Genomic DNA, 24,086 nt, shown 5'->3' on the forward strand with positions numbered 1-24,086 from the left:
AGACGTTTCTAATTTTTTTAAGTTTCATATTTATATTATATACCTTTTAAACTCTCTTGGAGTTTAAAAATATCCTTCATGAATTCTTATGCTTTAGAAGTAAAATGAACTAAAAAAAGGGGCCCTTAGCCCCTAAACTTTAAATCTTCCAATTAAATTAGTTAATCTTTCTGTTAGTTCAACTTGCTTTTGGGTAATGGTGACAATACCTTCAATGGCTCTAGTTTCTTCATTCATATTTGTGGCAATTTCTTGAGTTCCAGCATTAGTTTCTTCTATTGTAGAAGAAATTGTTTCCATACCTGCACTTGATTCTTTGGTACTTTCTTCTATATCTTGAGACCTGCTAGCAAATTCATCCATTAAATTATAGATTAAACTTGAATCCTTTTGATATTGTACTCCGATATCGACCATCTCTTGATAATCTGCTTTAACCTGATTATCAATAAATCCCAAAACACCATTTGCATTATCTGATAGATTTTGAAAGGCTTCTTGGACTTGTCTAATTACCACATCAATTTTACCTACTGTGCTACTAGATTGTTCTGCTAATTTGCGTACTTCATCAGCTACTACAGTAAATCCTCGGCCTTGTTCTCCCGCTCTTGCCGCTTCAATAGCAGCATTTAAGGCTAATAGATTTGTTTGTTCTGCTATATCAGAAATAACCTGGGCCATATTTACGATATCATCTACAACTTGTCCTTCTTTAATAGCCTTTAAGATATTTGCTTGTTTTTCGGTATATAATTCATTGGCAACCTTTTGCGAATTAGTAGCATTTTCTTTGATTTCTTCTGCCCTTTTTTCAATTTGATTTACTATCTTTTGCCCTTCTTCTGCTTTTTTAGTTAAATTAGTTACGATAGAAAATGTTTCCTGAGAAGAAGCTGAAACCTGTTCAGTTATCGCACTTGTCTCTTCCATACCAGCGGCTATTTCTTGCGTACTTGCATTAATTCCTTCTACTTGAGCTGTAATTTCTTCAGTATTTGCTGAAAGTTCTTCACTAGAAGCAGATAATTCCTCAGAACTTACTCTTATTTCTTGAATTAAATCCTTTAAATTAGTAATCATTTCTCTAAAATTACCAGCTAATTTTCCAATTTCATCTTCACCATTAACATCTATATCTACTATTAAATTACCACTAGCAACCTCACTTGTAATTTGGGAAAGATTCTTTAACGGTATTAATATCCGTCTTAATAAGTATAAAACTATCACGACTAATAAAATAATTATTGCTATTCCCATAGTTATACTTGAGCGAGCTTGTTTAATTACGGGATCATCAAGTACTTGTTCAGGAATAATTACTCCTAACGCAAATCCTGTCGATTTGATGGGTTGGTAAAAGGTATATTGCATCTCACCCTTAAAATCAGCTAAACCCCAACCTTCCTTTCCAGCAACCATTTCCTGTCCAATTTTACCTGCTTCATCTTCAAGATCTGTTATATTAGTTGACAAGATTAATGACTCATCTTTATGAGCTGTAAAAATTCCGCCTCTATCTACTAAAAAAGCATAACTACCTTCATACGGATCTAAGGCATTAACTATGTTATTTACCACTTCTGTAGAAAGGTCTATAGTCATAAGTCCTAAGAAATGATTTCCATCATAAACAGGGGTTGATAAGGTTACAACTGGTTTTCCTGTAAGTTTATCTATATACGGATTAGTATAATATGTCTTATTTTCTTGCTTTCCTTCCACATACCAATCCCTTTGACTTAAGATATAGTCATCACCATGATATGCTTCGCTGACATCATAAATATTTTGGGTACTTTCAGAAGCAAAGTAAATATTAAAAATATTCTTATCCCTTTCCACCACAGCTTTTATAGTAGATATGTAAGAATTATATTCTGCTTGTCCCATGTAAGTGGACGGATTACGATCTCTAGCCAACTCTACTTTTTTCGCAAAATCAATAATATCATTTGTGTCTGCTAAGGTTTCTAATATACCCATGTATCTTGTAAAATAGGAATCTATTTCCGCTGCTGCTCCCTTTGCAGCTTGTACCCCAGTATTATGTGCTCCTTCCCAGCCTACATTTTTAATGCCTTTAATATTTGTGCTGATGATGAAAACTAGGCCAATAGTTATTACAAGAATTACTGGAACAATAATTTTTGCCGCTAAAGACTTATTACTCCATTTCATTGGCTACACCCCTTTATATAATATTCCATAATTTCACCTTTCTTCTTTAATTTCATATTTTTTTTCTTTTGTGGACTTTAAAAAACAGCCCATAAATGGCTGTCAAAAGACAAAACATTTAACGGTAACCTGGCTATCATAGCTTGCGCCTTAGATCCATGGCTTTGCGTCCTACTTTTTCAAATAGTTTGCCTTTTTCAATAAATTGTATATAGTAATTATTTGGTATATTTATTATATTTTGTCGAATTTTCCCTGCATATAGCATTTTAGCATACTTTAAATAAAAATATAATCATCTTTTTTAATTTTACTCTTTACAATTTATAACAAAAAACCCTCGGTCAATATTTCTATTGTACCAAGGATTTTTTCTACTATATTTTATTGTGTTGGAGTTAGATTTATTAAACCTTTTGTCCAGGCAAATGAAGCGATTTTTACTCTATTATCCACATCAAGCTTCTCCATTATATTACATAAATGATTTTTTACCGTGTTTTCAGAGATATATAAAGAGTTTGCTATTTCTTTGTTCGTAACACCCTCAGCGACCAATCTAATTATTTCATATTCCCTTTCTGTGATATTATGGGTCTTATAATTTGGTTCTATAGTATGAATTTCCAGTAATTCTTTGAATATTTGTTTACCGATAGATTTATCCAAGGCTACTTCTCCGTTTAAAATTTCCTTAGTTTCTAAAATTAACTCAGTTACTTCTATATCCTTATTAAGTAAGCCGTGTACACCACAAGTTATATACTCAATTAAATTATTTTCATTTTTATAATCATTTAAAACCACTAATTTACTCTCTGGAAAAAGGCCCTTAATTCTTTGAATAATCTTAATTTCATCTACCTCTATGTCTTCTATATCTAAAAAAATAACATCCGGCCTTAATGAGTTACTATTTTCTAACTTATCTAAATCAAGTCTAATTTCATCTATTATTTGAAAGCCTTTAATTGTGGTTAGCACCTTTTTTAATTTTTGTCGAAACAAATCATGATTATAAATAAGTAGGGTTTTTACTTCAACCAAACTACATCACTCCTTATCTTTATTAATTTTAAGAATTACATACATCGCAACTAAATTTGTATAACCACTTTCTATTATAAGTTTTTATTATGCTATATATAAAAATAGCCTATAAGTACCATATCAAAATACTCCCACCTTTTATATACTGTTATTAAGATATAAGATTTTTATCACAAGCATAAAAAATAAAAGGAGGTTTTTATCATGTCTGATGATACGGTTGTTGCTAGTAAGTTCACATGGTCTGATTTACTGAAAAAGGAAGATTGGTGGGCAATCTGGGCTGCTTTTATAATTATAAGCCTAGCATTTATCAGTAACTTTACGGAATTATTTAATTTAAAGGCTGTAAAACCACAAAAATGGGGTTCAGCAGAAGCTCCATCTATCCTCAGTTCATTTGACGGTATAATGCCTAACTTACTATTTCTCTTAATTGGTCTAGTGATCCTTTTTGGTTTAGGTATAAAAATAATGGAAGGTAAATCCACTAAATTCTCAATCGGTTTTGTTGGAATATTCATTCTAGCTACATTTGCATATTTCTTTGCTAATCATTATTTAATTGGAACCTATTTAGGGTATGCCTTTTGGGCATTAGGTTTAGGTTTACTAATTTGTAATACAGTTAAAACACCCGAATGGTTAAAACCAGCAATTAAAACAGAGTTTTATATTAAAACTGGATTAGTTTTATTAGGAGCTGAAATTTTATTCTCTAATATTGTCAGCTTTGGAATGTATGGTTTAGGTATTGCTTGGTTTGTAACTCCAGTAGTAGTAATATTTATGTGGCTCTTTGGTACAAAAGTTCTAAAAATGGTTAGTAAGCCTATGGTTATGGTAATCGCAGCTGCAACTTCTGTTTGTGGGGTTTCAGCAGCGATAGCCGCAGCCGCAGCCTCTAAAGCAAAAAAAGAAGACTTAACATTCGCAATTGGCTTAACTTTAATCTTTACAGTTCTAATGATGGTATTTATGCCTCTTGGTCTAAAAGCAATTGGTATGGATCCAATAATCGGTGGAGCTTGGATGGGTGGAACAATTGATGCTACAGGTGCAGTTGTTCTAGCTGGTGAAGCCTTAGGTCCAGAAGCAGGTCAAGTAGCAGCTATGGTTAAAATGATTCAAAACGTACTCATTGGAGTCATCGCCTTTGCTATCGCTATATTCTGGGTAACTAGAGTTGAAAGAGATCCTAATGGTCCTAGTGTTGGAATAAGTGAAATCTGGCACAGATTCCCTAAGTTTATCCTAGGATTTATCTTTGCTTCACTTTTCTTCTCTTTCATAATCGAACCTGGCCTTGGAACTGAAACAACTAATAGTGTTTTAAAAATGACTAAAGGTTTTAGAGGATGGTTCTTCTGTTTAGCATTTATTAGTATCGGTTTAGAATCTAACTTTAAAGAGATGGCTGAATCAGTGCAAGGTGGTAAACCTCTAACTTTATACCTTGTGGGTCAAACATTTAACTTAGTTTTAACTTTACTAGTTGCATGGTTATTATTAAGTGGTATTATTTTCCCAGTACCAACCCTAGTATTTTAATATTAAATACTGAGCAACACCATTTAAATGGTGTTGCTTTTTTAAAACCTTTTATCAAAATATTTAAGAATACGCCAACAAATAAGGCCCCATCCTAAAAATAAACTAAAAAATATAATTGGATGATTAGTCCCAAGATTCATAGTATAAAAAATCTTTTCAAATCCTTCTAAATCAGTATAATAATAATCTCCTGCTCCATAATCTCCATCACTCATATTACCTGGATCCATAAAAATTGTTGTAACTGCAGCAATTAAAACGAGAACTAATATAATAATATTAACTGTAACAAAAATACTCCGTTTCTTCTTAACTTTCTTTATATTATTATCCTTTTGCGAATCGATTTTTTTCACCCCCTATATAACTTATGCTTATTGAACATATACATGAACATCTTATGTATTCTATTTCATTTTTAAATCTCTAATTCCTTTTTAATATTAAGAATATTTATCCCTTGCGTAAAGGTTCTGATGTTTATCATCTAAATCAACTTTTTATATAGTAAGTAAAATTTCTTCGTGCAATAAAAAATATCTAATATTATAATAATACTTGATTGGCATAAATAAATTTATGATTTATAAGTATTTAATAAAGAATTAACACAATAGGAGTATTGAAATGAAAAAATCATTATTATTCGGAATATTTGCATCATTTTTCTTTGCCTTTACCTTTATTTTAAATCGTCAAATGAATCTTGCTGGAGGTAGCTGGGTTTGGAGTGCATCTTTAAGATATCTTTTTATGTTTCCAATTTTATTTGGCATTGTCAGATATAAAAACGAGCTAAGAGAAGTCTATTTAAATATAAAAGAAAACCCTGTCCCATGGTTTGTCTGGAGTACAGTCGGATTTGGGTTTTTCTACGCCCCCCTTTGCCTAGGTTCTACTTACGGAGCTTCATGGATGGTGGCAGGTACATGGCAAATTACTATTATAGCTGGAGCATTATTAACGCCCTTATTTTATACACATATTCAGACACGAGAGGGAATCATAAAAAAAAGAAATGAGCTCCCTAAAAAAGGCTTAATAATGTCAATAATTATTTTAGCCGGAATTTTCTTAATTCAGTTTCAACAAGCTCAGGCTATTTCTTTATCTAATACTTTAATAGGAATTATACCTGTTGTTATTGCTGCATTTTCTTATCCTCTAGGAAATAGAAAGATGATGGAAGTGTGTGGTAATAGGCTTAACACCTTTCAAAGAGTTTATGGGATGACCCTTTGTTCGCTGCCTTTTTGGCTAATCTTATCGAGCTACGGAATTTACACCGTAGGATTACCAAGCCACAATCAAGTAGTACAATCACTTATAGTGGCTATTTTTTCTGGGGTTATTGCTACTATTTTATTTTTTAAAGCAACTGAAATGGTACGAACTAATCCTCCTAAATTAGCTGCTATCGAAGCAACCCAATCAGCAGAAATTATCTTTGCCCTATTAGGTGAAGTTATCCTCTTAGGTGGTAATTTGCCTAACTCATATGCTTTATTTGGAATGTTCTTAGTAATTTTAGGGATGATTTTAAATAGTTTAACTTCAAATTCATAACAAAAAGATAGTAAATTTAATTACTATCTTTTTAAATTTAAACAATCCTTATGCACTTTTTAAAATCTTAATAATATCCTTAAATTTAACCTTATTCCCATACATTAAAGTGCCCATACGATAAATCTTAGCTGCTAACCATCCTATTAACCCTGTTGTTAAAATTAAAATGCTTAAAGAAATTATGATTTCTAAATTTGAAACAGTTCCCATAGATATTCTCACAAACATAGCCATAAAGGAACTAAATGGGATAAAGGACGCAACCTTTAATAATGACCCTTCCGTATTTTGCATACCTACAATCGCAATAAAGAACACTACGACGAATAAAATAGTTATCGGGGCTGAACTTGAGCTTATATCCTCAGTTCTTGATACTAAAGCTCCTAAGGCTCCATAGATAAAGGCATAAATAAGATAACCCAAAGTTCCAAAAACAAAAAATGTTAGTAAAATATTTTCTGGCATTTCAAAAATAAAATCCAAACTATTGTTCCAGGCACCTTTATTTAAATGATAAGCTATAATCCCCGTTAAAATGATTAAGGCGAATTGAATGATTCCTGCTAAAGCTCCTCCAATTACCTTACCAAACATTAAATTACTACTCTTTGTACTCGTAATTAAAACTTCCATAGTTCGGTTACTTTTTTCACTAGCCACAGACGTCGCTATCAGTTGGCCATAAAGAATAATCATAAAATAAAGACCAAAGATCAAAATATAAGTATATACAAAATTTTTCTCACTATCTTTTCCTAAAACCTTAGTATCAGCCTCTATTTGAGGATAAATTATCCCTTCGATTTCTGTATATTCTATACCCCTCTTTTCTAGTTCAGCTGTGCGATAAACTTCTGTTAAGGCATCTTCAAAATTAATCTGGTCTAAATCCATCATTTGATTATTTTTAATTACATACTCATAGTTGGTGGGACTTTTAATAATATATCCTGCTGTAAATTCCTCAGAGGTAACCTTTTCTTCTAATTCTTTACTAGTATTTGCTTTAACCAAAGTACCCGCTAGAAAGCTATCCTGTAGCTTTGTTATATTAGAAATTTGCTCTTTTTCATCAACATAGCCATAAAGTCGATCCCCCGTGTCTTCGCTTACATTATCTGTATCCCCATTAATTCCATCGCTAGAATCAGAGCTAAAAAAGGCATCCTGGATCGTTGGCACAGAAAGTCCAATAGCTAGAAGCAAACAAAGAATTATAGTTGGAATTATAAAAGACTTGTTTTTCATAAATCCCATTAATTCAAATTTTAAAACAATCCAAAAATCTCTCATTAGTTAGCACCTACCTTTTGGACAAATATATCCTCTAGCCTAGGTTCATACACAGAAAATTGTTCAATATCTATATCAATTTCACCAAGTGCCTGTAAAAAATCATTTTTCGTATGTGACCCTAATAACTCTATAACTAAATATTCTTTTCTCTTTTCGATTACCTTTACAATTTTGTTTAACTTACTTTCTAGTGTGTCTTTTAATTGTTCTGAGCTTAAATTAACGGCACTAATCGTTAATCTATTTTGACCATATTCTAATTTTATTTCTTTTAAATTGCCGGTTAAAACGATATTCCCCTGATCTATTAAAGCAATTTCTTCACAAAACTCTTCTACATAATTCATTTGATGGCTTGAAAATATTAATAACTTATTTTCTATAATTAACTCTGTGATAATGTCCTTTAAAATCTGAGAATTTACAGGGTCTAAGCCACTAAAAGGCTCATCTAAAATAATGATATCTGGATTACTTAAAAAGGTTTCGGCTAATTGCACCTTTTGTTGATTTCCCTTAGATAAGGTTTCTAACTTTTTATCCTTATATTCTTCTACACCTAATCTTTCTAACCAATATAATGCATTAGTTTTAGCTTCCTTACTACTTAACCCTTTCAGCTTGCCTAAATACTGCAATTGGTCTAAAACCTTTTTCTTCGGATATAATCCTCTTTCCTCGGGTAAATATCCTATCTTTTGGTTACGTGCATTAAATTTTTCTCCATTTAAAATAATTTCACCCTGATTTGCTTCAAATAAATTCATAATAATTCGTATAGTAGTAGTTTTTCCTGCTCCATTTCTACCTAAAAGACCTAAAGCCTTACCACTTGTGACCGAAAAGGAAATACCATGTATAACCTCTTTCCCTGAAAAGCTTTTGGTCAAACTTTTTATTTCTAATTTCATATGACCCCCCAATATGTCTTGTGTCTTTTAATAGTATAATTAATTTTTATTTATAAATTCATTAAAGGAAGTAAAAATAATAAATAATCAACATTTGTACGATAATTATTATCGGTACCCCTAGCGTAAAAGATTTATGCTTTGTCTTATGTCGAAAATAATATATAGACACGATAAGGCCCACCGAACCCCCTATTAGAGCTAGGTAAAAAAGAGTCTTTTCTCGCACCCTTCTTTTATGTTGTATCGCTGCCTTTTTATCAAGTCCAGATACTATAAAAGCAAGAATATTGATGCAAATTAAATAATAGGAAATGTATTTATGCATTGTGCCTCCTTGATAATATGTCTTATGAACTTTTATCCCACTACTAACTTATTTGTTCTTTTTAAGAATTTAGCTGGTATTGGGTTGTCTAGTTTCCAAGTAATATTCATTGGTCTACTTCCTTCATGTTTCACATAGTTTGCGGTGCCTAAAAAAGTAAATGGAGCAGTCCCAGCTAAATCAGTATTAAATTCACGAACGAATAAAAGCACCTTAAAACCTTGTTTACGGTGATTAATATAGCGTTTTCCTGTTATCGATTCCTCGGACGTTGTACTTTGACTCTGCCAATGGAATAACCACTCATTAATAGAGTAATCATTATACATAGTAGTTGGAGAATAATCTTTCAGAGCCTTGTTTAGCGTGATAATAAAGACATCCAAATTCTTTTCAGGTAGCCATTTTACGCCTTGACGTATGACACTAGGTTTTAGATAATCAAGTGCCACAAAGATTTGATCTCTTGTATATTTACAATGGACATCAAGAGGACAATCAAAACCTAAATCAATTGATATATCTATAAAATTGATATGATCAAATTTATATTTAAGGATCTCTATTAATTCACTATATAAAACTAAATTTTTCTGGATCTCCACCAAACCATCTTTAAGACTAGAAAATCCGCATTCTTCGTAGGATTTCTGCCATACAGTAAATTGAAACATTTGAAGCATTCTTATTTGCCCTTTACTTAGTTTGTTAAGGTCTAAACTTCCTACCTCCGGCAAAACTTCAATCAAAAATGACAACCACCTTCTTGAATCAATAGCACAAATTTTCGCAAATGCTTTTGTTAAAATATTTTCTAATTTTTCATCGAAATTCTCCCTTACCCCCGCCTCAACACAAAGCCGTGAGAAACTATTCCTTGTATATATAGTGCGAATGTCTAACTGATAATGATTAATAAAATTTTCTAAGGTTAACTTTTTATCTGTATCTTCTTCAAAATTTGCAATACGTGAAATGATACCCACCTTTGTTCCAAAGGATGAACGAATATTGTCTAATATATATTTTTTTGCTTTACGTTCTAGCTGAATATAGCATCCTTTAGGAACAGAAATAAAACCATCTTTAATTTCCCTATCTATTCCTTTTGTAGAATTTGCTAATAGTGCAGCAAACTTATTTTCAAAATTATACTTCTTGTTTGCTTGACCAATAAAATCAAGAACAGTGAGACAATCCTTATTTTCAGCTAAACGCAGCCCACGTCCTAGCTGCTGTAAAAATACGGTCAATGACTCTGTTGGACGTAAAAATAGAACAGTGTTTACTTCAGGAATGTCTATACCTTCGTTATATATATCAACCACAAAAATAAACTTAATTTCACCATACACAAGTTTTTGCTGTGCTGAATCTCTTTCTTTTTGTGGTGAATTCCCTGATAAACAGATAGATGGAATATTATGTTCATTAAATAATTTCGCCATAAACTCTGCATGTTCAATCGAAACACAAAATCCTAATCCTCTTACTTCATTTAAATCTGTAACGTACTTTAAAATAGCCTCAATTATCATATTAGCACGCTTTTTAGCAATCATACCCGAAAAAGTATATATTTTTGAAAGTTCTGCCTTATCATATCCCCCACGTACCCATTTCAGACTATCAAGGTTAACGGTATCTGTTACACCAAAATATTGAAATGGACATAATAGTTTACGATTAATAGCTTCTGGTAAACGGATTTCTGCGGCTATACGATTATTAAAATACTCTAAGATATTTTTACCATCCATACGTTCAGGGGTCGCAGTAAGACCTAATAATATTTTTGGCTTATAATAAAATAATAATTTTTGGTATGTTGGTGCCGCTGCATGATGAAATTCATCTATTATAATAAAGTCATAAAAGTCTGGGGTAGTTTTACTAGTTAGGTCTTTGGAATTAAAAGTCTGAACAGAAATGAACAAATGGTCGATATTTTCTGGCTTATGACCTCCAACAAATAAATCACCAAAATTGGCATCTTTTAAAACACCTTTAAAGCAAGCTCTAGCCTGCTTTAATATTTCTTCACGATGAGCTACAAACAAAATTCTAACCAGCCTATTTCCATACGTTTTACAAAAATTTTTATAATCAAATGCTGAAATAACAGTCTTTCCAGTACCTGTTGCTGCAACAATTAAGTTTCTATAATTACCACGAACTTCACGTTCAGCTTTCAATTGATCTAAAATTTCTTGCTGATAAGGGTAAGGATTTATATCAAAAGCATAAGGAATGTCGATATTATTTTCAAAATATTTTTCCCCTTTTAAAGCAAGTTCTAAACGTTTTCTTTGATCCTTAGAATATTCCTCAAATTCAGTGGAATTCCAATAACTTTCAAAAGTAGCGTTAATCTTTTTAATTGTATCTGGTAGATCTTTTTGAGTTGCTTTTACATTCCATTCAAGTCCACTAGAAATAGCAGCATTCGAAAGATTTGATGAGCCAATATATGCAGTAGTAAAGCCTGTGCCACGATAAAATACGTATGTTTTTGCATGAAGTCGTGTGCGTTTTGTGTCATAACTAACCTTTATTTCTGTATTCTGTAATTTTCTTAATTCTTCTATAGCTTTTACATCCGTAGCACCCATGTAAGATGTAGTTATAATACGAAGTTTTCCTCCATCATTTGTAAATTCTCTGAGTTCATCTATAATTAAACGTAATCCACTCCACTTAATAAAAGATACTAACATATCAATTTTATTACATGAAATTATTTCCTTTTTAAGTTCAGTAAACATCTGGGGTTCATGCACAGCACCAGTAAAAAGAGAACTTTGTGCTATAGAAGTTTCAGGTCTAATAATTTCAGCTTTTTTATTAATTGCATATATATTATTTTTAATATCCAAAAGTGCAAGAAGTTGTTCAGCACGTTCATCCACAGACAATAAATCAAAGATAGCTTCTTTAGTTTCTTCTTTTATAGTAGTCACAATCTTATTTGCAAGTACAATTTGAGCCAGCATATCTCCCCCATTATCCTTGACATTATCTAGGCCTTTTTCAATAATTTCAGATATGTACTTTGCTAAAATTTTGGAGGATTCTGCATTATCAATAGGCGCAGTCTGAATTAACTTGTCCTTATTTTTATCAAGTTCTTGTCCCAACTCTTTATTGATGACTAGTTCATATAATCCTGGTTTTAGCATTTTTAATCCTCCTTAATAATAGAAAACAATCTCCTTAACCTAATCTTTATACTCTCTATATGTATTCACAGTTTAGATTAACATGTAATGCCCATCAAATTCCATTATATAATAAGCCCTAAAGCTATGCTATTTCATTGTTTCTTTAATTATCAAGCTTCATTTTCCAACTGAAAATTTCGTTTTCTTCATTTTTTTCATAACTCATAACAGCATCAAACTTATTACCATCTTTGCTTGTTAGTCCTTTGACTGTTACTTCTCCATTCTTCAAAAACATTTTCACCATCGTTTTTGTTAGTTTCTTTTTCACAGAAGCTAAAAACTCATCATTTTTCCAAATAACAAATTTACAACCGTTTCTCCAGTTGCTACAACCGTATCCTTTAGTTCCTTCAATTATTCCTTGACCACACAGGGGACATTTTCCCAGTACTTCATACTCTTTTTCGATTTGTTGACCTTTAGTTGATTGGACTTCATTAATAATTACCTTTTGTTCGCTTTTTATTTTCTTAACAGCAGTAGTAGTAAATTCATAAATCAATTCAAGGAATGCTTCTTTAGTAAACTTTTGTTTTTCAATATCAGATAAGGTTTTCTCTAATCTACCCGTAAACTCTAAATCAAATAATTCTTTTATTGGAAAAGCTGTTACAATTTTTTTCCCCAGTTCTGTGCAGGTTAAGTTTTTATTTTGTCCCACAATATAACCGACATCTTTTAATTTTTTTATTGTCCCTGCTCTTGTAGCTGGCGTACCTATACTATAACCACTTAAAATTGCAGCCATCATTTCTTCGCTATCATCATCCTCATAGCCTTTCCCACATGTCTCCATCACTCTTAGTAAAGTTTTTTCAGTATGATACTTAGGTGGCTTTGTAGTGTGCGATGATAATTTATTATTTTCAATACTTACGCTATCATTTATCTTCACTAATGGTAAAATTGTATCTTTTGATTCAATCTTCTCAACTTTTTTCCAACCTTCGACCAATTGGACCCGTCCTTTAGATATAAACCGTCCCTTTATTTCACTATTATTAACCTTTGTAATTATCTTTGTCTCTTCATGTTCCGCGACGGGCATGAATTGCATAATAAAACGGTTTTTTATAGCTGTATACACCATTTGTTCATCAATTGTTAAACTTTTAGGAATTAAATATGTTGGTATAATTGCGCTATGACTCTCGACCTTTGAATTGTCAAAAACACGTTTTAATTTAGCAAATTTAATTTCATTCTCATATGGCAATCCTATTTTTAAAGTGTCTAGTACTTTTGCAGACTTGCCTACTAGACTTTCCTCTAATACCACGCTTGCAGTCCTTGGGTAAGTAATATACTTCTTTTCATAAAGCGACTGGGCTATCTTTAAAACTTTTTCAGATGTCCAACCTTTGTATTTGCTGGTAATATAGCCTTGTAAATTTGAAAGATTAAATAAGTAAGGGGGATACTCCCTTTTTTTCTCAACTTGTTTATCGTCGATGGATGCCATTTGATTTGCAAGAGCTTGTTTAATCAGTTCAAGTACTTCCTTTGATTCGAACTTTTCTATTTCATTTTCAAGATATGTTCCTTTGTATTCTTTTTCATCTCTAGTTTTAAAAGTAGCTTCAAGTTTATAGAACTTCTTTGGAACAAAATTCTCAATTTCCTTATCTCGGTCATAAATAACCTTTAAGGTCGGCATTAATACTCTTCCAATATTCAATACCTTTCTGGAGCCTTTTTGATACTGAAGTGTTGCTACTGAAGTTAAGTTGATTCCGATAACCCAGTCAGCCCACTGGCGACCAATACCAGCATCTTGAAGTGGTTTCATTTCAATATTAGGCTTAATGTTTTGAAGTCCTTTCAGCACTTCATCTGGGGTCCATTCATTTTGCAGAAGCCTGTATACTTTTTTCTGGGTCTTAAAATTGTAAATAATCGTATCTCCTATAATTTGGCCTTCTCTATCAAAATCGCACGCTGAAATAATCATCTCTACGTCATTTCTTTTCATTAAACTATAAATTATTTTCAACTGCTTTTTAGCTCCTAGATCTTCTTTTCCACGATTTCGGGGATCACTTTTGACCTTGTACCGGAAATTTGATGGAATAAAAGGGAAGTTTGCTAGACTCCATCTTGCCATCTTTTCATCATAGTCCTTTGCATCATAAAGTTCTAGTAAATGTCCAAATGCCCATGTAATAATATAGCCATTACCTTCAAAATAACCGTCACTCTTATGTTTAATTTTTAAAGCGTCTGCAATATTTTTGGCAACAGAAGGCTTTTCTGTGATAATTAATTTAAGTATATTCCCACCTCCATAAGTAATTTAGTTAAAAGAACAGCTTTTTTATTTATAAGTTAAATATTTGATAAAATGGCATAATAAAATATTTTATACTAAACAAAAAAGAATGGCTAGCATCAGCTCTCCATTCTTTTACAATCTATATTACTTTATTTAAAAAATCAATAGTGTGAGTATTTATTAATTTAAGCTAATACTTAAATCTTAAACTAACCTTATTTTACAACAGTCAATAACATTTTAAAATTAGTAATTGATTTTACTGCATGCGGTATATTAGCTGGCAATACAATTGTCTGTCCTGTTTTAGCTACTTGTGACTTTCCATCAATAGTAACTTCTGCTTCTCCGTCTAAAATAATAACCATTGCATCTCCAGGAGCTGCATGAGTACTTACGCCTTCTCCTTGCGCAAAAGCAAAAAGCGTAATTCCTACTCCAGGCTTTTGTGCAAGAGTTAGACTTGCAACTCTTCCTGGTTCATATTCTACCAAATCGGTAAGTGTATATGCTGTGCTATGTTCAATATTTTTAATCATTTCATCCATAATATAATCCTCCTTTTTATTCATTTACTGTGATTTGCAAAACCTTAAAGGCACCTTTAGCAGCGATTTCATGTAAAACATGTGCTGGTACCATAAATACATCTCCTGCCTTTAAGTGATGTACATTTTCTCCTTGGGTAATTATTGCTTCACCTTCAACAATGTAATACATCGTATCACCAAAATATTCTTCTTCACTCACGTTCTCATTATCTGCAAAGGTAAGCAACGTAATTTGTAAATGCTCACTTTGGGCAAGAGCCATACTAATTATTTGGTTTTTCTTTGGACTTATTAACTCTGCTAATAATTTAGGCATATCCTGTGGTAAATTTCTTAAAGTAGCCATTAATATTTCACCCCTTTAAGCATCATAATAGATATTATCTCTAGTCTTATATCATTTAATTCAATAATTAATGCTTTCTTCCTTCTTGTTAAATAGAAAAACACTCGGCTTAATAATTTTGCCTTAAAGTAGACAGGCAATTCATAGCAGAGTGTTTTTTTAATGTATTATTTTAAAGCATCCTTTATTTCTCTCGGTACCTTTTCTTCACTAATATAACCTAAAATCTTATTGCCATTATTAAGGTATACACCCATATAATATGAATTACCCAAATATGATTCTCCTTCTTGATTAGTTAAAAGATACTCAATCTTTTCCTTATCCTTAATTTTTACCGTTTGATCTTTAGCTAACTTTTCTAACTCAAATGCAGAATATACTCTATCCATCTCTTTTTCTACTTTTCCTACTACTATAGAGTTAATATCCTCAGGCATAACCCTTACCTTTTCATAATAACCTTTGTCTTTTAACCATTTAGCTGTCATGCTATAAGATTTTTTCCAAGTTACATCAATATGACTATATTTCGATTCCTTTTCGTCATTTGTTTCCATTTCAACACTGGCCTTAGTCCTTACATTTATACTAGCCCAGGGAATAATATTACTATAATGTTCTTCATAAGATTCATCTAAAAGATCCATTTTTAATGCCTGAGTTAATTCTTTTATTTCATCTTTATTGATAATTTTTATACTTTTATTAACTTGGTAAATATAATCTGGGTTGATCTCAATATAGTCTATCGCCTCAGTATCTACTTTAAAGATATTGTGATACTTCCTCTTATACTCCATAGTTTCAAATATCTTCTTAATAGTAGGATTTTTCTGTACAAATTCATCTGGTGCTTCATAATCTCTATATATCTTCTTACCATTTTCTAACTCATAAGCTATACTCACTGTATTATAAGCACGTTTTTTTGCCATATTCATAAACTCTTTTTTATTTTCTATCATTTCCTGGTGAAGTTCTCTTATTAATTCAATATTTTCTAATTTTTTTAACCCTTCTTGTTCTCCATACCTATACTGGTGGGATGAACCATTCCCATAGTAGGCATTTTGCACTCGACCTACCTCAGGTATCCTTTTTTCATATCCCGTAAAATCAAGCTTTATGCCTACAAAGACAATCATGATTATTAAAGAGTAAATTACAAAACCTTTTATATTTTTAAATACCCAAATAGTTTTTTTAAGAAGCATCTCCGCAATTAAATATCCTAGAAATCCTCCTATTGCGTATCCTAGATAAAGCCATGCATCTACTCTTATTACGGAGTAAAAATATGCACCACCTAATACCATTGAACAAAATGTAACACCATATTTAAAAATTGGCTTTAAACCTTCTAAAGTAATAGGATCTGTTGCTCTTTCTAAACTCCTTATTTTGTAAAACTGTAAGGCTATTATGTATAAAATTAAACCTAATATTAAATACCATAATATTTGACTTATGTCTATTTTTTCAATAGTCCAAATACCGGTTACTGGTATAATCTTAAGTAGAAAACTTTCAACATCACTATGAATTCCTGCAAATCCATAAACCAATTGATCTAAATTTACTAGTATCAGACTACCTAATCCTATAGGTAAAAAGATAAAGATAAGTGATAAAACTCCTTGAACAATACTAGTTCCTGTTACCATTGCTACTAAGCTAGAGATTAAATATACGATAATATTTCCTAATAATGTCTTACCCGTCCAAGCCATTATAGCATTAGTGGTAAATACTTCTTGATAAAATATACTACCATCATTACTTGCTACCATTAATCCTAGTAAAAATAGCATATTGATAAGTACAGGAATAATGATAAGTATAAAACCTGCTACACTATGACTGTGAAACAATTGCTTTCTAGTAATTGGAAAGGAGTGAATAACCGTTGTTGAGTTAATAGTATGAAGATATCTATATATTAACAAAGATAGTAAAATTGCAAACACAATAGAATAAAACCCTTGAATTTCAAAGCCCCTAGGCTTTAAGAAACTTTCAACTATGTATGTTATACTTCTGTCTTTATCTCCCATTCTGAGCATTATTGGTAGAGGCCCTGTAAAAAAAAGCGAAATAAAATAGAGAGCTGATAGTCCCCATAACCTTTTAAAATCTTCTAAAATCATTGGCATATTAAAATATGAGGTTTTGTATTTCATATCCTGCACCTCCTAATTCATAAATAAATATTTCTTCTAAAGTAAGGGGTAAAATATCCATAATAATAGGATTGTATTTATTGAATATTTTTATTACCTCTTCTTTCTCACCTTTAACTATTAATAAACTTACACTTCCACGTTTTTCTTCATGTAAAATTTCTACTTGCTCTCTTAAATCCTTTAAATTATCTGTTTTAAAGGAAACTTGAATCTTATGAATATCGCTTTTCATTTCATCTAAGTCCCTTTCTAAAAGAATCGTTCCCTTATTCATAATTCCTACATGATCACAGATGTCTTCTAGTTCTTTGAGGTTATGAGATGAAATAAGAACACTTATCTCTCTTTCAGCCACGTCTTCGACAATAAGTTTCCAGACCCTTTTTCTCATTAAAGGATCTAAACCATCAATTGGTTCATCTAAAATCATAATGTCTGGCATAATAGAAAGAGTTAAAATAAAGGCTACCTGTTTTTGCATACCTTTAGACAATCTACTGATACGTCTTTTTGCATCTAATTCAAATATTTCTAATAAACTTTTATATCTATCTTCATTCCAGTTAGGATATAATTTTTTATAAAAGTGAGCCATATCCTTGATACTATACATTGGAAAATGGTATAAATCATCAGCTATGTATCCCAGAGTACTTTTTACTTCATTATTTTCATAAATATCTTTTCCATTTATAATAACTTCGCCTTCATCTTGCTTGTAAACACCCACGAGGTGTTTTATTAAAGTAGTTTTACCAGAGCCATTAGCTCCAATTAACCCATAAATTGATCCTTTCTTTACCTTAAGATTGACATCCTTTAGTGCTTTAAAGGCTTCAAAGGATTTACTTAAGTTTTTTACTTCAATCATCGTTACTTCCTCCTTTCAGCTCCGTAAATGTTTTTTCAACTAGCTCTATTAATTCTTGCTTTTTTACACCTAAATAAATAAGCTCCGATAAGTTTTTATGAATTTCTTGTTTTAATTGATTCATACTAGCATCATCAACCTTTTCTATCATTGGCGAAACAAAATTGCCCCGACCCTTTACAGTATAAATATAACCCTGCCGCTCAAGCTCTCGATATGCCTTTTGAATTGTATTGGGGTTAATTGTTAATTCTTTTGCTAAATCCCTTACTGAAGGCATTTGTTCATCAGGCTTTAAAACATCTTTAATTATAATTTGTTTGAATTTATCTATTATTTGCTCATATAAGGCTTTTCTACTTTTAAAATCTAACTGAAACATATTTCACCCCCCTATCCCTTTTGTGTATTTCGTGTGTTATGCGTGTTATGTGTGTTATCTGTATTATCATATGTAGTACACATTTAATTTATTCCATAGACTTCCTTTTGTCAAGGTTTAATTCTAAAAGGATCTTACCTTTTGAACCATAATAAAACCCCTGCTACTATCGAGGTGATAGAAATTGATAAAATCATCCCTACTGTATTACAAGTATAAAAGTAATGGTTATCTACACAATAATAATGATAAATCCATGCTATTGTATTTACATTATCTACATAAGTGAATATACTAATATCAAAAGGAGGCGTTTATTTTATGTCAATGAAAAACTTAAATGTACGTGTAGACGCAGAATTAAAGGCAAAAGCTGAGAAGGTTTTTTCTGAACTTGGAATGAATATGTCAACAGCATTGACTATCTTCTTAAAAACATCTGTACGTTATGGCGGCATTCCTTTCGAGCTACGTCTTGATGAGCCCAACAGAGAAACCCTCCAAGCAATAGATGATGTTAACAATAATAGAGGCATGAGTAGGACATTTAATAGTGTTGAAGAACTGATGGTGGACTTAAATGCTGAAAATTAGATATTCTAACAAGTTTAAGAAGGATTATAAAACATTAGTAAAACGAGGGTATAATATAAAATTATTAGAAGAAGTATTAGAAATGCTTTGTACTGAAAAACCATTACCTCCAAAATATAAAGATCACGTATTGGTTGGTCGTTATGCTGGACATAGAGAATGTCATATCTTACCCGATTGGTTACTTATTTATAAAATTGAAGATGATATGCTGACACTCTCCTTAACACGAGCAGGTTCACATAGTGATTTATTTTAAATAAATGAACATAAAATATTTGAAATTTATAGATTAACTTTTAAATTATTCTAAAAAAGGTGTCCTGATAAAATATTATAATATTATATCAGGACACTTTCTTCCTCATTAAAACTCTTTATTTTTATAAATTGTAAGAGAAACTGTAAATGAAAAAACATAAAGTGCTATCGCAAGTGCAAATAATATAATACTTACGATTGTAAAATCTAATGATAATAAATACTTAACAAAATCCGTCTCAAAAATATCATCTCTATAGCGATTAAAAATATTCGGAATTAGAATTAAGCACATGTAAAATATTCCATTAAATATTTGCACCTTTCCAATACTATAATATTGAAAGGGTAAAGAAAAAACTAAAAACATTAAGGAAAGGCTTATAGCCACCAAAATAGTAGAAAAGTTAGGAAAATTAACTGGCCCCATAAAAATATCCGTAAAAAAACCAACTACATAAATATAACCACTGATAATTATGCTATAAAAAAACAAGGATAGATACCTAGCTTTGACTATTTCACCTTTTTTAACAGGTAGAGAGTTTAAAATAATATCTCCCTGGATTTTTGCTTCCCTAACTGAGATAAACATCGCAGACATGTATGTTAATAAAAAAACAAGAAAAACAAACACTATTTGTGATAAAAATGGTTCTTTCATGGTTACCCCAACAAAGGCAAAAATACCTCCTACTATTACATGGGAAATATTTAAATATTTTAATAAACGAAAATCTTTGATAATTAAAGCCTTCACTTTTACACCTCCTAACGTAGATCCCTGTGCTTATAAATAAAAGTAGAGATAAGTCCAGAAACTAAATAAATACCTGTAATAAAAAATGGTCCTTGCACTAATTCTACTATTGTAGTTGCATCACCTAGCACAAATATATTAGTGATTATTACATAGATAAAAATATAAATAATACGAGCAATTTTAGCAGGTAGTAGATATATTAAAGGTACTGCTATCGATAACGAAAATAAAGAAATAAAAAAAGTATGCTTTATCATTGAAAGAGAAAAATTATATCCGATATTTAATCCTAAAATTTCTAAAGCTCCAAAGAATAAGTAAATATAAACAACAGAAAATCCATAGTTAATTAAAATAGAAATATATTTACTAAAGACAACCTCCCACTTCTTTATGGGTAAAGAATCAAAAAATAGACGGTTACGATAACTCCATTCATAGGCAAAAGGCATCATTGATATAAAGTACGTAGAAGCCACAATGCTTAATGATACTAGTGTTTCAGGATTATCCATACTCATAATCACTAACATCATTAGCGGAAAGATAAGCATTAAAAAGTATGTTTGCCTATTCCCATAACTTAAAATAAAATCTCTTTTTAATAATGCAAGCATTTTACTTCCTCCCCGCAGTATAAACCATAATATCTTCCAGACTTGGCTTTTCTATTAATACTTTATCATGTGTTAAGGATTTCACCTTTGTTATATTTTCTGTTAAACCTTCAAAACCTACTTTTGTTTCCCTGATATAAATAAAGTTCTTACGCATATCATCATCTAAAAGATCTGGGCTACCTTTTACAATGCTAAAGGACTCTAAGATATCATCTTTAGCTTTAGAAAACTCAATATTACCTTTATTAATAAAAGTAATATAATCTGCAATTTTTTCTAAGTCTGTGGTAATATGAGTAGAAAAGAAGATAGATTTGTTTTCATCTTGAATAATGTCATATAAAACATCTAAAATTTCTCTCCTGAAGACAGGATCAAGACCAGAAGTTGGTTCATCCATTATTATTAAATCTGCCTCGTGCGAAAGAGCAATAGCAAGAGAGAACTTCATTTTCATTCCTTTAGAAAGTTTTTTAATTTTTTGCTTAGGGTCTAATTCAAATCTTTTTACATACATCTCAAAGGTATTATCACTCCACTTACTATAAAAAGGGGCGATAATATTTTTCATTTGCTTTATAGAAAGGTCTTCATAAAAATAGGAAGAATCATAAACAAACCCAATTCTATCTTTAATCTCTTTTTCATGTTTTACATTATCTTTACCAAAAATTTTTATACTACCTGAATCCTTTTTTAAAAGGTTCATAATAAGCTTAATGGTCGTACTCTTTCCTGCGCCATTAGGGCCAATAAAGCCCATGATATATCCTGGCTCTAAATTAAAAGATACATTATCTAATTTGAAATTCTTAAAACCTTTGCTAAGATCATCTATTTTTAACATCTTTATACCTCCTGAAATAAAATTTGGAGCATTTCTTCTATTTCCTTGTAATCAATTCCTAATAATTTACTTTCCTTAACCACATCTAATAGTTTTTCTTCAATTATTTTTAATTTTTTTTCCTTTAATAGCTCATTGTTTTGCTGTGCAACAAAGGAACCTTTGCCCTGCATAGTTACTATAAAACCTTCCTTTTCTAATTCTTCATATGCCCTTTTAGTAGTGATAACAGATATCTGCAAATCTCTAGCAAGCGCCCGAATAGAAGGTAACCCCTCCCCTTCTTGAAGCTCTCCCTTTATTATCATGCCTTTTATCTGATTAGTTATCTGTTCATAAATAGGTTCATTAGAAGAATTAGAGATAATAATACTCATAGTATCTCTCCTTCTGTACTCTTTGTTTATTCGGTATATACTGTTTATAAATTATATATACAGTATATGTACAGTTAACAGTGATGTCAACAAATTTCTGTTTTAAAAGTATTTATATGGTAAATTAAAGGTTAACTTACCCATAAAAAAAGCAGAAGCCCTCTTATATCAAAGAATTGGCTCTGCTTTATACATTCAATATATTTCTCTAAAGTATTTATCTATACCCCTAATTATGGCCCCAACTACCTTATTCTGGTATTCTTCCTGTTGAAGTTTTTCTGCTTCTTCTGCATTACTTAAAAAACCAACTTCAATTAATACGGATGCACTTTCTGTAGGTTTTAACACAATCAATCCATTTCCTACCTTAGGCCCCCTGTTATTAGCCTCTGTTGCTTTTGAAATTTCTTCAGATAATGTTTTTGCTAAATATTTAGAATCATCTCCACTACTATATTTCTTATCCTTAGAATTATACCAGACTTCCACTCCTGAAGCTGCTGGGTTAGCCGAATTTGCATGTATACTTACGAATAAATCTGCTACATTTTTATTAGCTATCCCTGATCTATCTTTAAAGTCCACATCAAAATCATCATCTCTAGTCATAATCGAAGTATAATTATTAGAAACCAGAGCTTTATCTAATTTCTTTGAAATCTCTAAAACTAAATCTTTTTCATAGATACCATTTTGAAAACAACCTGGTTTATTTCCCCCATGACCAGGATCTATTACTATTACCTTCTTACCTGGATTTGGTGGTCTTGGTATAATTATTTGTTTGTCTTCTGATGGTTTCTCCTCTTCTGAGGAATTCTTGTCTTCTGAAGGATTTGTATTTTCCAAAGGTTTTTTATCTTCAGAAGGCTTTGCAATTACTGGTGGTTTTACCTCAACCTTTCCTCCAGATTTAAGAAATAAACTCATTTTATCCTTTTCTGATTTTATTTCTACATTTGAATCTATGTAATCTTCATCTAGGTCCAGAACTAAGCGCACAACTTTTCTATCTTTACCATATATATCTGATTCAAATTGTGACACTCTTATCTTTTTTAATTCATTAATATTAGAATTATATTCTGCATAATTTTTATCCACGCTTGTATCTAATAAATCTAGTACAATTCTTTTAGGATTTTCTAACTTAGTCTTTTTAAATTCTATTTCGCCAGATTTATCTATATGAATATATCCACTTTTTTCTACTATATTATGTACTTTCGATTCCTCAATCTTAAATGTTTCTATAATTGGCATTCTCAGTTTATCATCATAATCTACCTTATATCCAAAAGTTTCGCTCAAAAATCTAAGTGGAACCATCGTGCTATTCCTCACTAGTTTAGGGGTAATTCCTTTCTCCAATGTCTTTTTAGTACCGTTTATATAGACAACTCTACTATCTATATTCATTATAATTGTATTTTTCCCCTGCACTACAGTAACCTTTTTAGTCTTTTCTTCCCACTCAACCTTTGCGTTTAAGGATTCCGTTATAAACCTCACTGGAACTAATGTATAGCTATCCTTTGGGTCTATAAACGACATCGGATTTGTATATAATGCTTGTCCATCTAGTAAAATGGGTATCCCCTTTACCTGCTCCGTGTTATTATCCATATTATTACTAGCTGCAACCGCAGGTGTAGACATAATTAATAATATAATTAATAACAAGAATATTTTATGAATATTTTTCATATTATCCCTCCCATATTGAAATACACATATTTTATCATAAAAGAAAAAACATATGTAAAATCTGCTATTAAAATTTAGTAATATTTAATTCTTAGTAGAATGCACATATTATTAAGACGTTTTAACATTACTCATAGTTCCCTGTAAAGGCAATATTATATATATTTTAACATGCTTTTCATGTGTA

At 31.1% G+C, this 24,086-nt stretch carries 22 protein-coding genes and 1 riboswitch; of the genes, 4 read left to right on the forward strand and 18 right to left on the reverse strand.

The window, feature by feature from the left end:
* Positions 1-132: 132 nt before the first annotated feature.
* Entirely contained in the window at positions 133-2,184 is a 2,052-nt protein-coding gene (locus tag B8965_RS03145) for a methyl-accepting chemotaxis protein (RefSeq protein ID WP_084052410.1), read from the reverse strand.
* A gap of 120 nt (positions 2,185-2,304) precedes the next feature.
* Positions 2,305-2,387: riboswitch (cyclic di-GMP riboswitch) on the reverse strand.
* A gap of 181 nt (positions 2,388-2,568) precedes the next feature.
* Positions 2,569-3,231 (reverse strand): LuxR C-terminal-related transcriptional regulator, encoded by a 663-nt coding sequence (locus B8965_RS03150; RefSeq protein WP_084052411.1) that lies wholly within the window; start codon positions 3,229-3,231, stop codon positions 2,569-2,571.
* Between the two features lie 207 nt (positions 3,232-3,438).
* Here B8965_RS03150 and B8965_RS03155 point away from each other — a divergent pair, with 207 nt between their 5' ends.
* On the forward strand, positions 3,439-4,785 hold the full coding sequence (locus B8965_RS03155) for a YeiH family protein (RefSeq protein WP_084052412.1): 1,347 nt from the start codon (positions 3,439-3,441) through the stop codon (positions 4,783-4,785).
* A 41-nt stretch (positions 4,786-4,826) separates the two neighbouring features.
* On the opposite strand, the gene B8965_RS03160 is transcribed toward B8965_RS03155, so the two are convergent.
* The gene (locus B8965_RS03160) at positions 4,827-5,144 is read right to left on the reverse strand and encodes a hypothetical protein (protein ID WP_084052413.1); all 318 of its coding nucleotides are present in this window, start codon (positions 5,142-5,144) and stop codon (positions 4,827-4,829) included.
* Positions 5,145-5,415: 271 nt separating this feature from the next.
* On the opposite strand from B8965_RS03160, the gene B8965_RS03165 reads away from it, so the two are divergent.
* Positions 5,416-6,354, forward strand: coding sequence for a DMT family transporter (locus B8965_RS03165; protein ID WP_084052414.1), 939 nt, complete (start codon positions 5,416-5,418; stop codon positions 6,352-6,354).
* A gap of 48 nt (positions 6,355-6,402) precedes the next feature.
* Here the strand turns inward: B8965_RS03165 and B8965_RS03170 are convergent, their stop codons facing one another.
* The 10 genes from B8965_RS03170 to B8965_RS03215 form a co-directional block, all read right to left on the reverse strand.
* Positions 6,403-7,653, reverse strand: coding sequence for an ABC transporter permease (locus tag B8965_RS03170; RefSeq protein ID WP_084052415.1), 1,251 nt, complete (start codon positions 7,651-7,653; stop codon positions 6,403-6,405).
* The gene (locus B8965_RS03175; protein ID WP_084052416.1) at positions 7,653-8,567 is read right to left on the reverse strand and encodes an ABC transporter ATP-binding protein; all 915 of its coding nucleotides are present in this window, start codon (positions 8,565-8,567) and stop codon (positions 7,653-7,655) included. The genes B8965_RS03170 and B8965_RS03175 overlap by 1 nt, the downstream gene beginning before the upstream one ends.
* Positions 8,568-8,628: 61 nt before the next feature.
* Positions 8,629-8,895: a DUF1294 domain-containing protein gene (locus B8965_RS03180; protein ID WP_084052417.1), complete on the reverse strand. Its 267-nt coding sequence runs from the start codon at positions 8,893-8,895 to the stop codon at positions 8,629-8,631.
* A gap of 32 nt (positions 8,896-8,927) precedes the next feature.
* Positions 8,928-12,074: a DEAD/DEAH box helicase gene (locus tag B8965_RS03185; RefSeq protein ID WP_084052418.1), complete on the reverse strand. Its 3,147-nt coding sequence runs from the start codon at positions 12,072-12,074 to the stop codon at positions 8,928-8,930.
* Positions 12,075-12,219: 145 nt separating this feature from the next.
* Positions 12,220-14,391, reverse strand: a complete 2,172-nt coding sequence (locus B8965_RS03190; protein ID WP_084052419.1) for a type IA DNA topoisomerase — start codon at positions 14,389-14,391, stop codon at positions 12,220-12,222.
* A gap of 215 nt (positions 14,392-14,606) precedes the next feature.
* Positions 14,607-14,939, reverse strand: a complete 333-nt coding sequence (locus B8965_RS03195) for a cupin domain-containing protein (protein WP_084052420.1) — start codon at positions 14,937-14,939, stop codon at positions 14,607-14,609.
* Positions 14,940-14,955: 16 nt separating this feature from the next.
* A complete protein-coding gene (locus tag B8965_RS03200) occupies positions 14,956-15,288 on the reverse strand; it encodes a cupin domain-containing protein (protein ID WP_084052421.1) in 333 nt (110 codons plus the stop codon).
* Between the two features lie 167 nt (positions 15,289-15,455).
* A complete protein-coding gene (locus B8965_RS03205; protein ID WP_084052422.1) occupies positions 15,456-17,471 on the reverse strand; it encodes an ABC-2 family transporter permease in 2,016 nt (671 codons plus the stop codon).
* Positions 17,446-18,345 (reverse strand): ABC transporter ATP-binding protein, encoded by a 900-nt coding sequence (locus tag B8965_RS03210; RefSeq protein WP_084052423.1) that lies wholly within the window; start codon positions 18,343-18,345, stop codon positions 17,446-17,448. Before B8965_RS03210 ends, B8965_RS03205 begins: the two co-directional genes overlap by 26 nt.
* Positions 18,338-18,727, reverse strand: coding sequence for a GntR family transcriptional regulator (locus B8965_RS03215; protein WP_084052424.1), 390 nt, complete (start codon positions 18,725-18,727; stop codon positions 18,338-18,340). Before B8965_RS03215 ends, B8965_RS03210 begins: the two co-directional genes overlap by 8 nt.
* Before the next feature lie 321 nt (positions 18,728-19,048).
* Between B8965_RS03215 and B8965_RS03220 the strand changes: the two genes are divergently transcribed.
* Both B8965_RS03220 and B8965_RS03225 read left to right on the forward strand, forming a co-directional pair.
* Entirely contained in the window at positions 19,049-19,321 is a 273-nt protein-coding gene (locus B8965_RS03220; protein WP_084052425.1) for a type II toxin-antitoxin system RelB/DinJ family antitoxin, read from the forward strand.
* A complete protein-coding gene (locus B8965_RS03225) occupies positions 19,308-19,580 on the forward strand; it encodes a type II toxin-antitoxin system YafQ family toxin (protein ID WP_084052426.1) in 273 nt (90 codons plus the stop codon). The genes B8965_RS03220 and B8965_RS03225 overlap by 14 nt, the downstream gene beginning before the upstream one ends.
* A 108-nt stretch (positions 19,581-19,688) precedes the next feature.
* Here the strand turns inward: B8965_RS03225 and B8965_RS03230 are convergent, their stop codons facing one another.
* From B8965_RS03230 to B8965_RS03250, 5 genes are all read right to left on the reverse strand, one after another.
* A complete protein-coding gene (locus B8965_RS03230) occupies positions 19,689-20,342 on the reverse strand; it encodes an ABC-2 transporter permease (protein WP_084052427.1) in 654 nt (217 codons plus the stop codon).
* A gap of 11 nt (positions 20,343-20,353) precedes the next feature.
* On the reverse strand, positions 20,354-20,962 hold the full coding sequence (locus B8965_RS03235) for an ABC-2 transporter permease (RefSeq protein WP_084052428.1): 609 nt from the start codon (positions 20,960-20,962) through the stop codon (positions 20,354-20,356).
* Position 20,963: 1 nt separating this feature from the next.
* Entirely contained in the window at positions 20,964-21,812 is an 849-nt protein-coding gene (locus tag B8965_RS03240) for an ABC transporter ATP-binding protein (protein WP_084052429.1), read from the reverse strand.
* A 2-nt stretch (positions 21,813-21,814) separates the two neighbouring features.
* Positions 21,815-22,189, reverse strand: coding sequence for a GntR family transcriptional regulator (locus B8965_RS03245; protein ID WP_084052430.1), 375 nt, complete (start codon positions 22,187-22,189; stop codon positions 21,815-21,817).
* Between the two features lie 195 nt (positions 22,190-22,384).
* On the reverse strand, positions 22,385-23,899 hold the full coding sequence (locus B8965_RS03250) for an N-acetylmuramoyl-L-alanine amidase family protein (protein ID WP_084052431.1): 1,515 nt from the start codon (positions 23,897-23,899) through the stop codon (positions 22,385-22,387).
* Positions 23,900-24,086: the final 187 nt, after the last annotated feature.

This window comes from Desulfonispora thiosulfatigenes DSM 11270, assembly GCF_900176035.1.
Lineage (GTDB): Bacteria > Bacillota > Peptococcia > Peptococcales > Desulfonisporaceae > Desulfonispora > Desulfonispora thiosulfatigenes.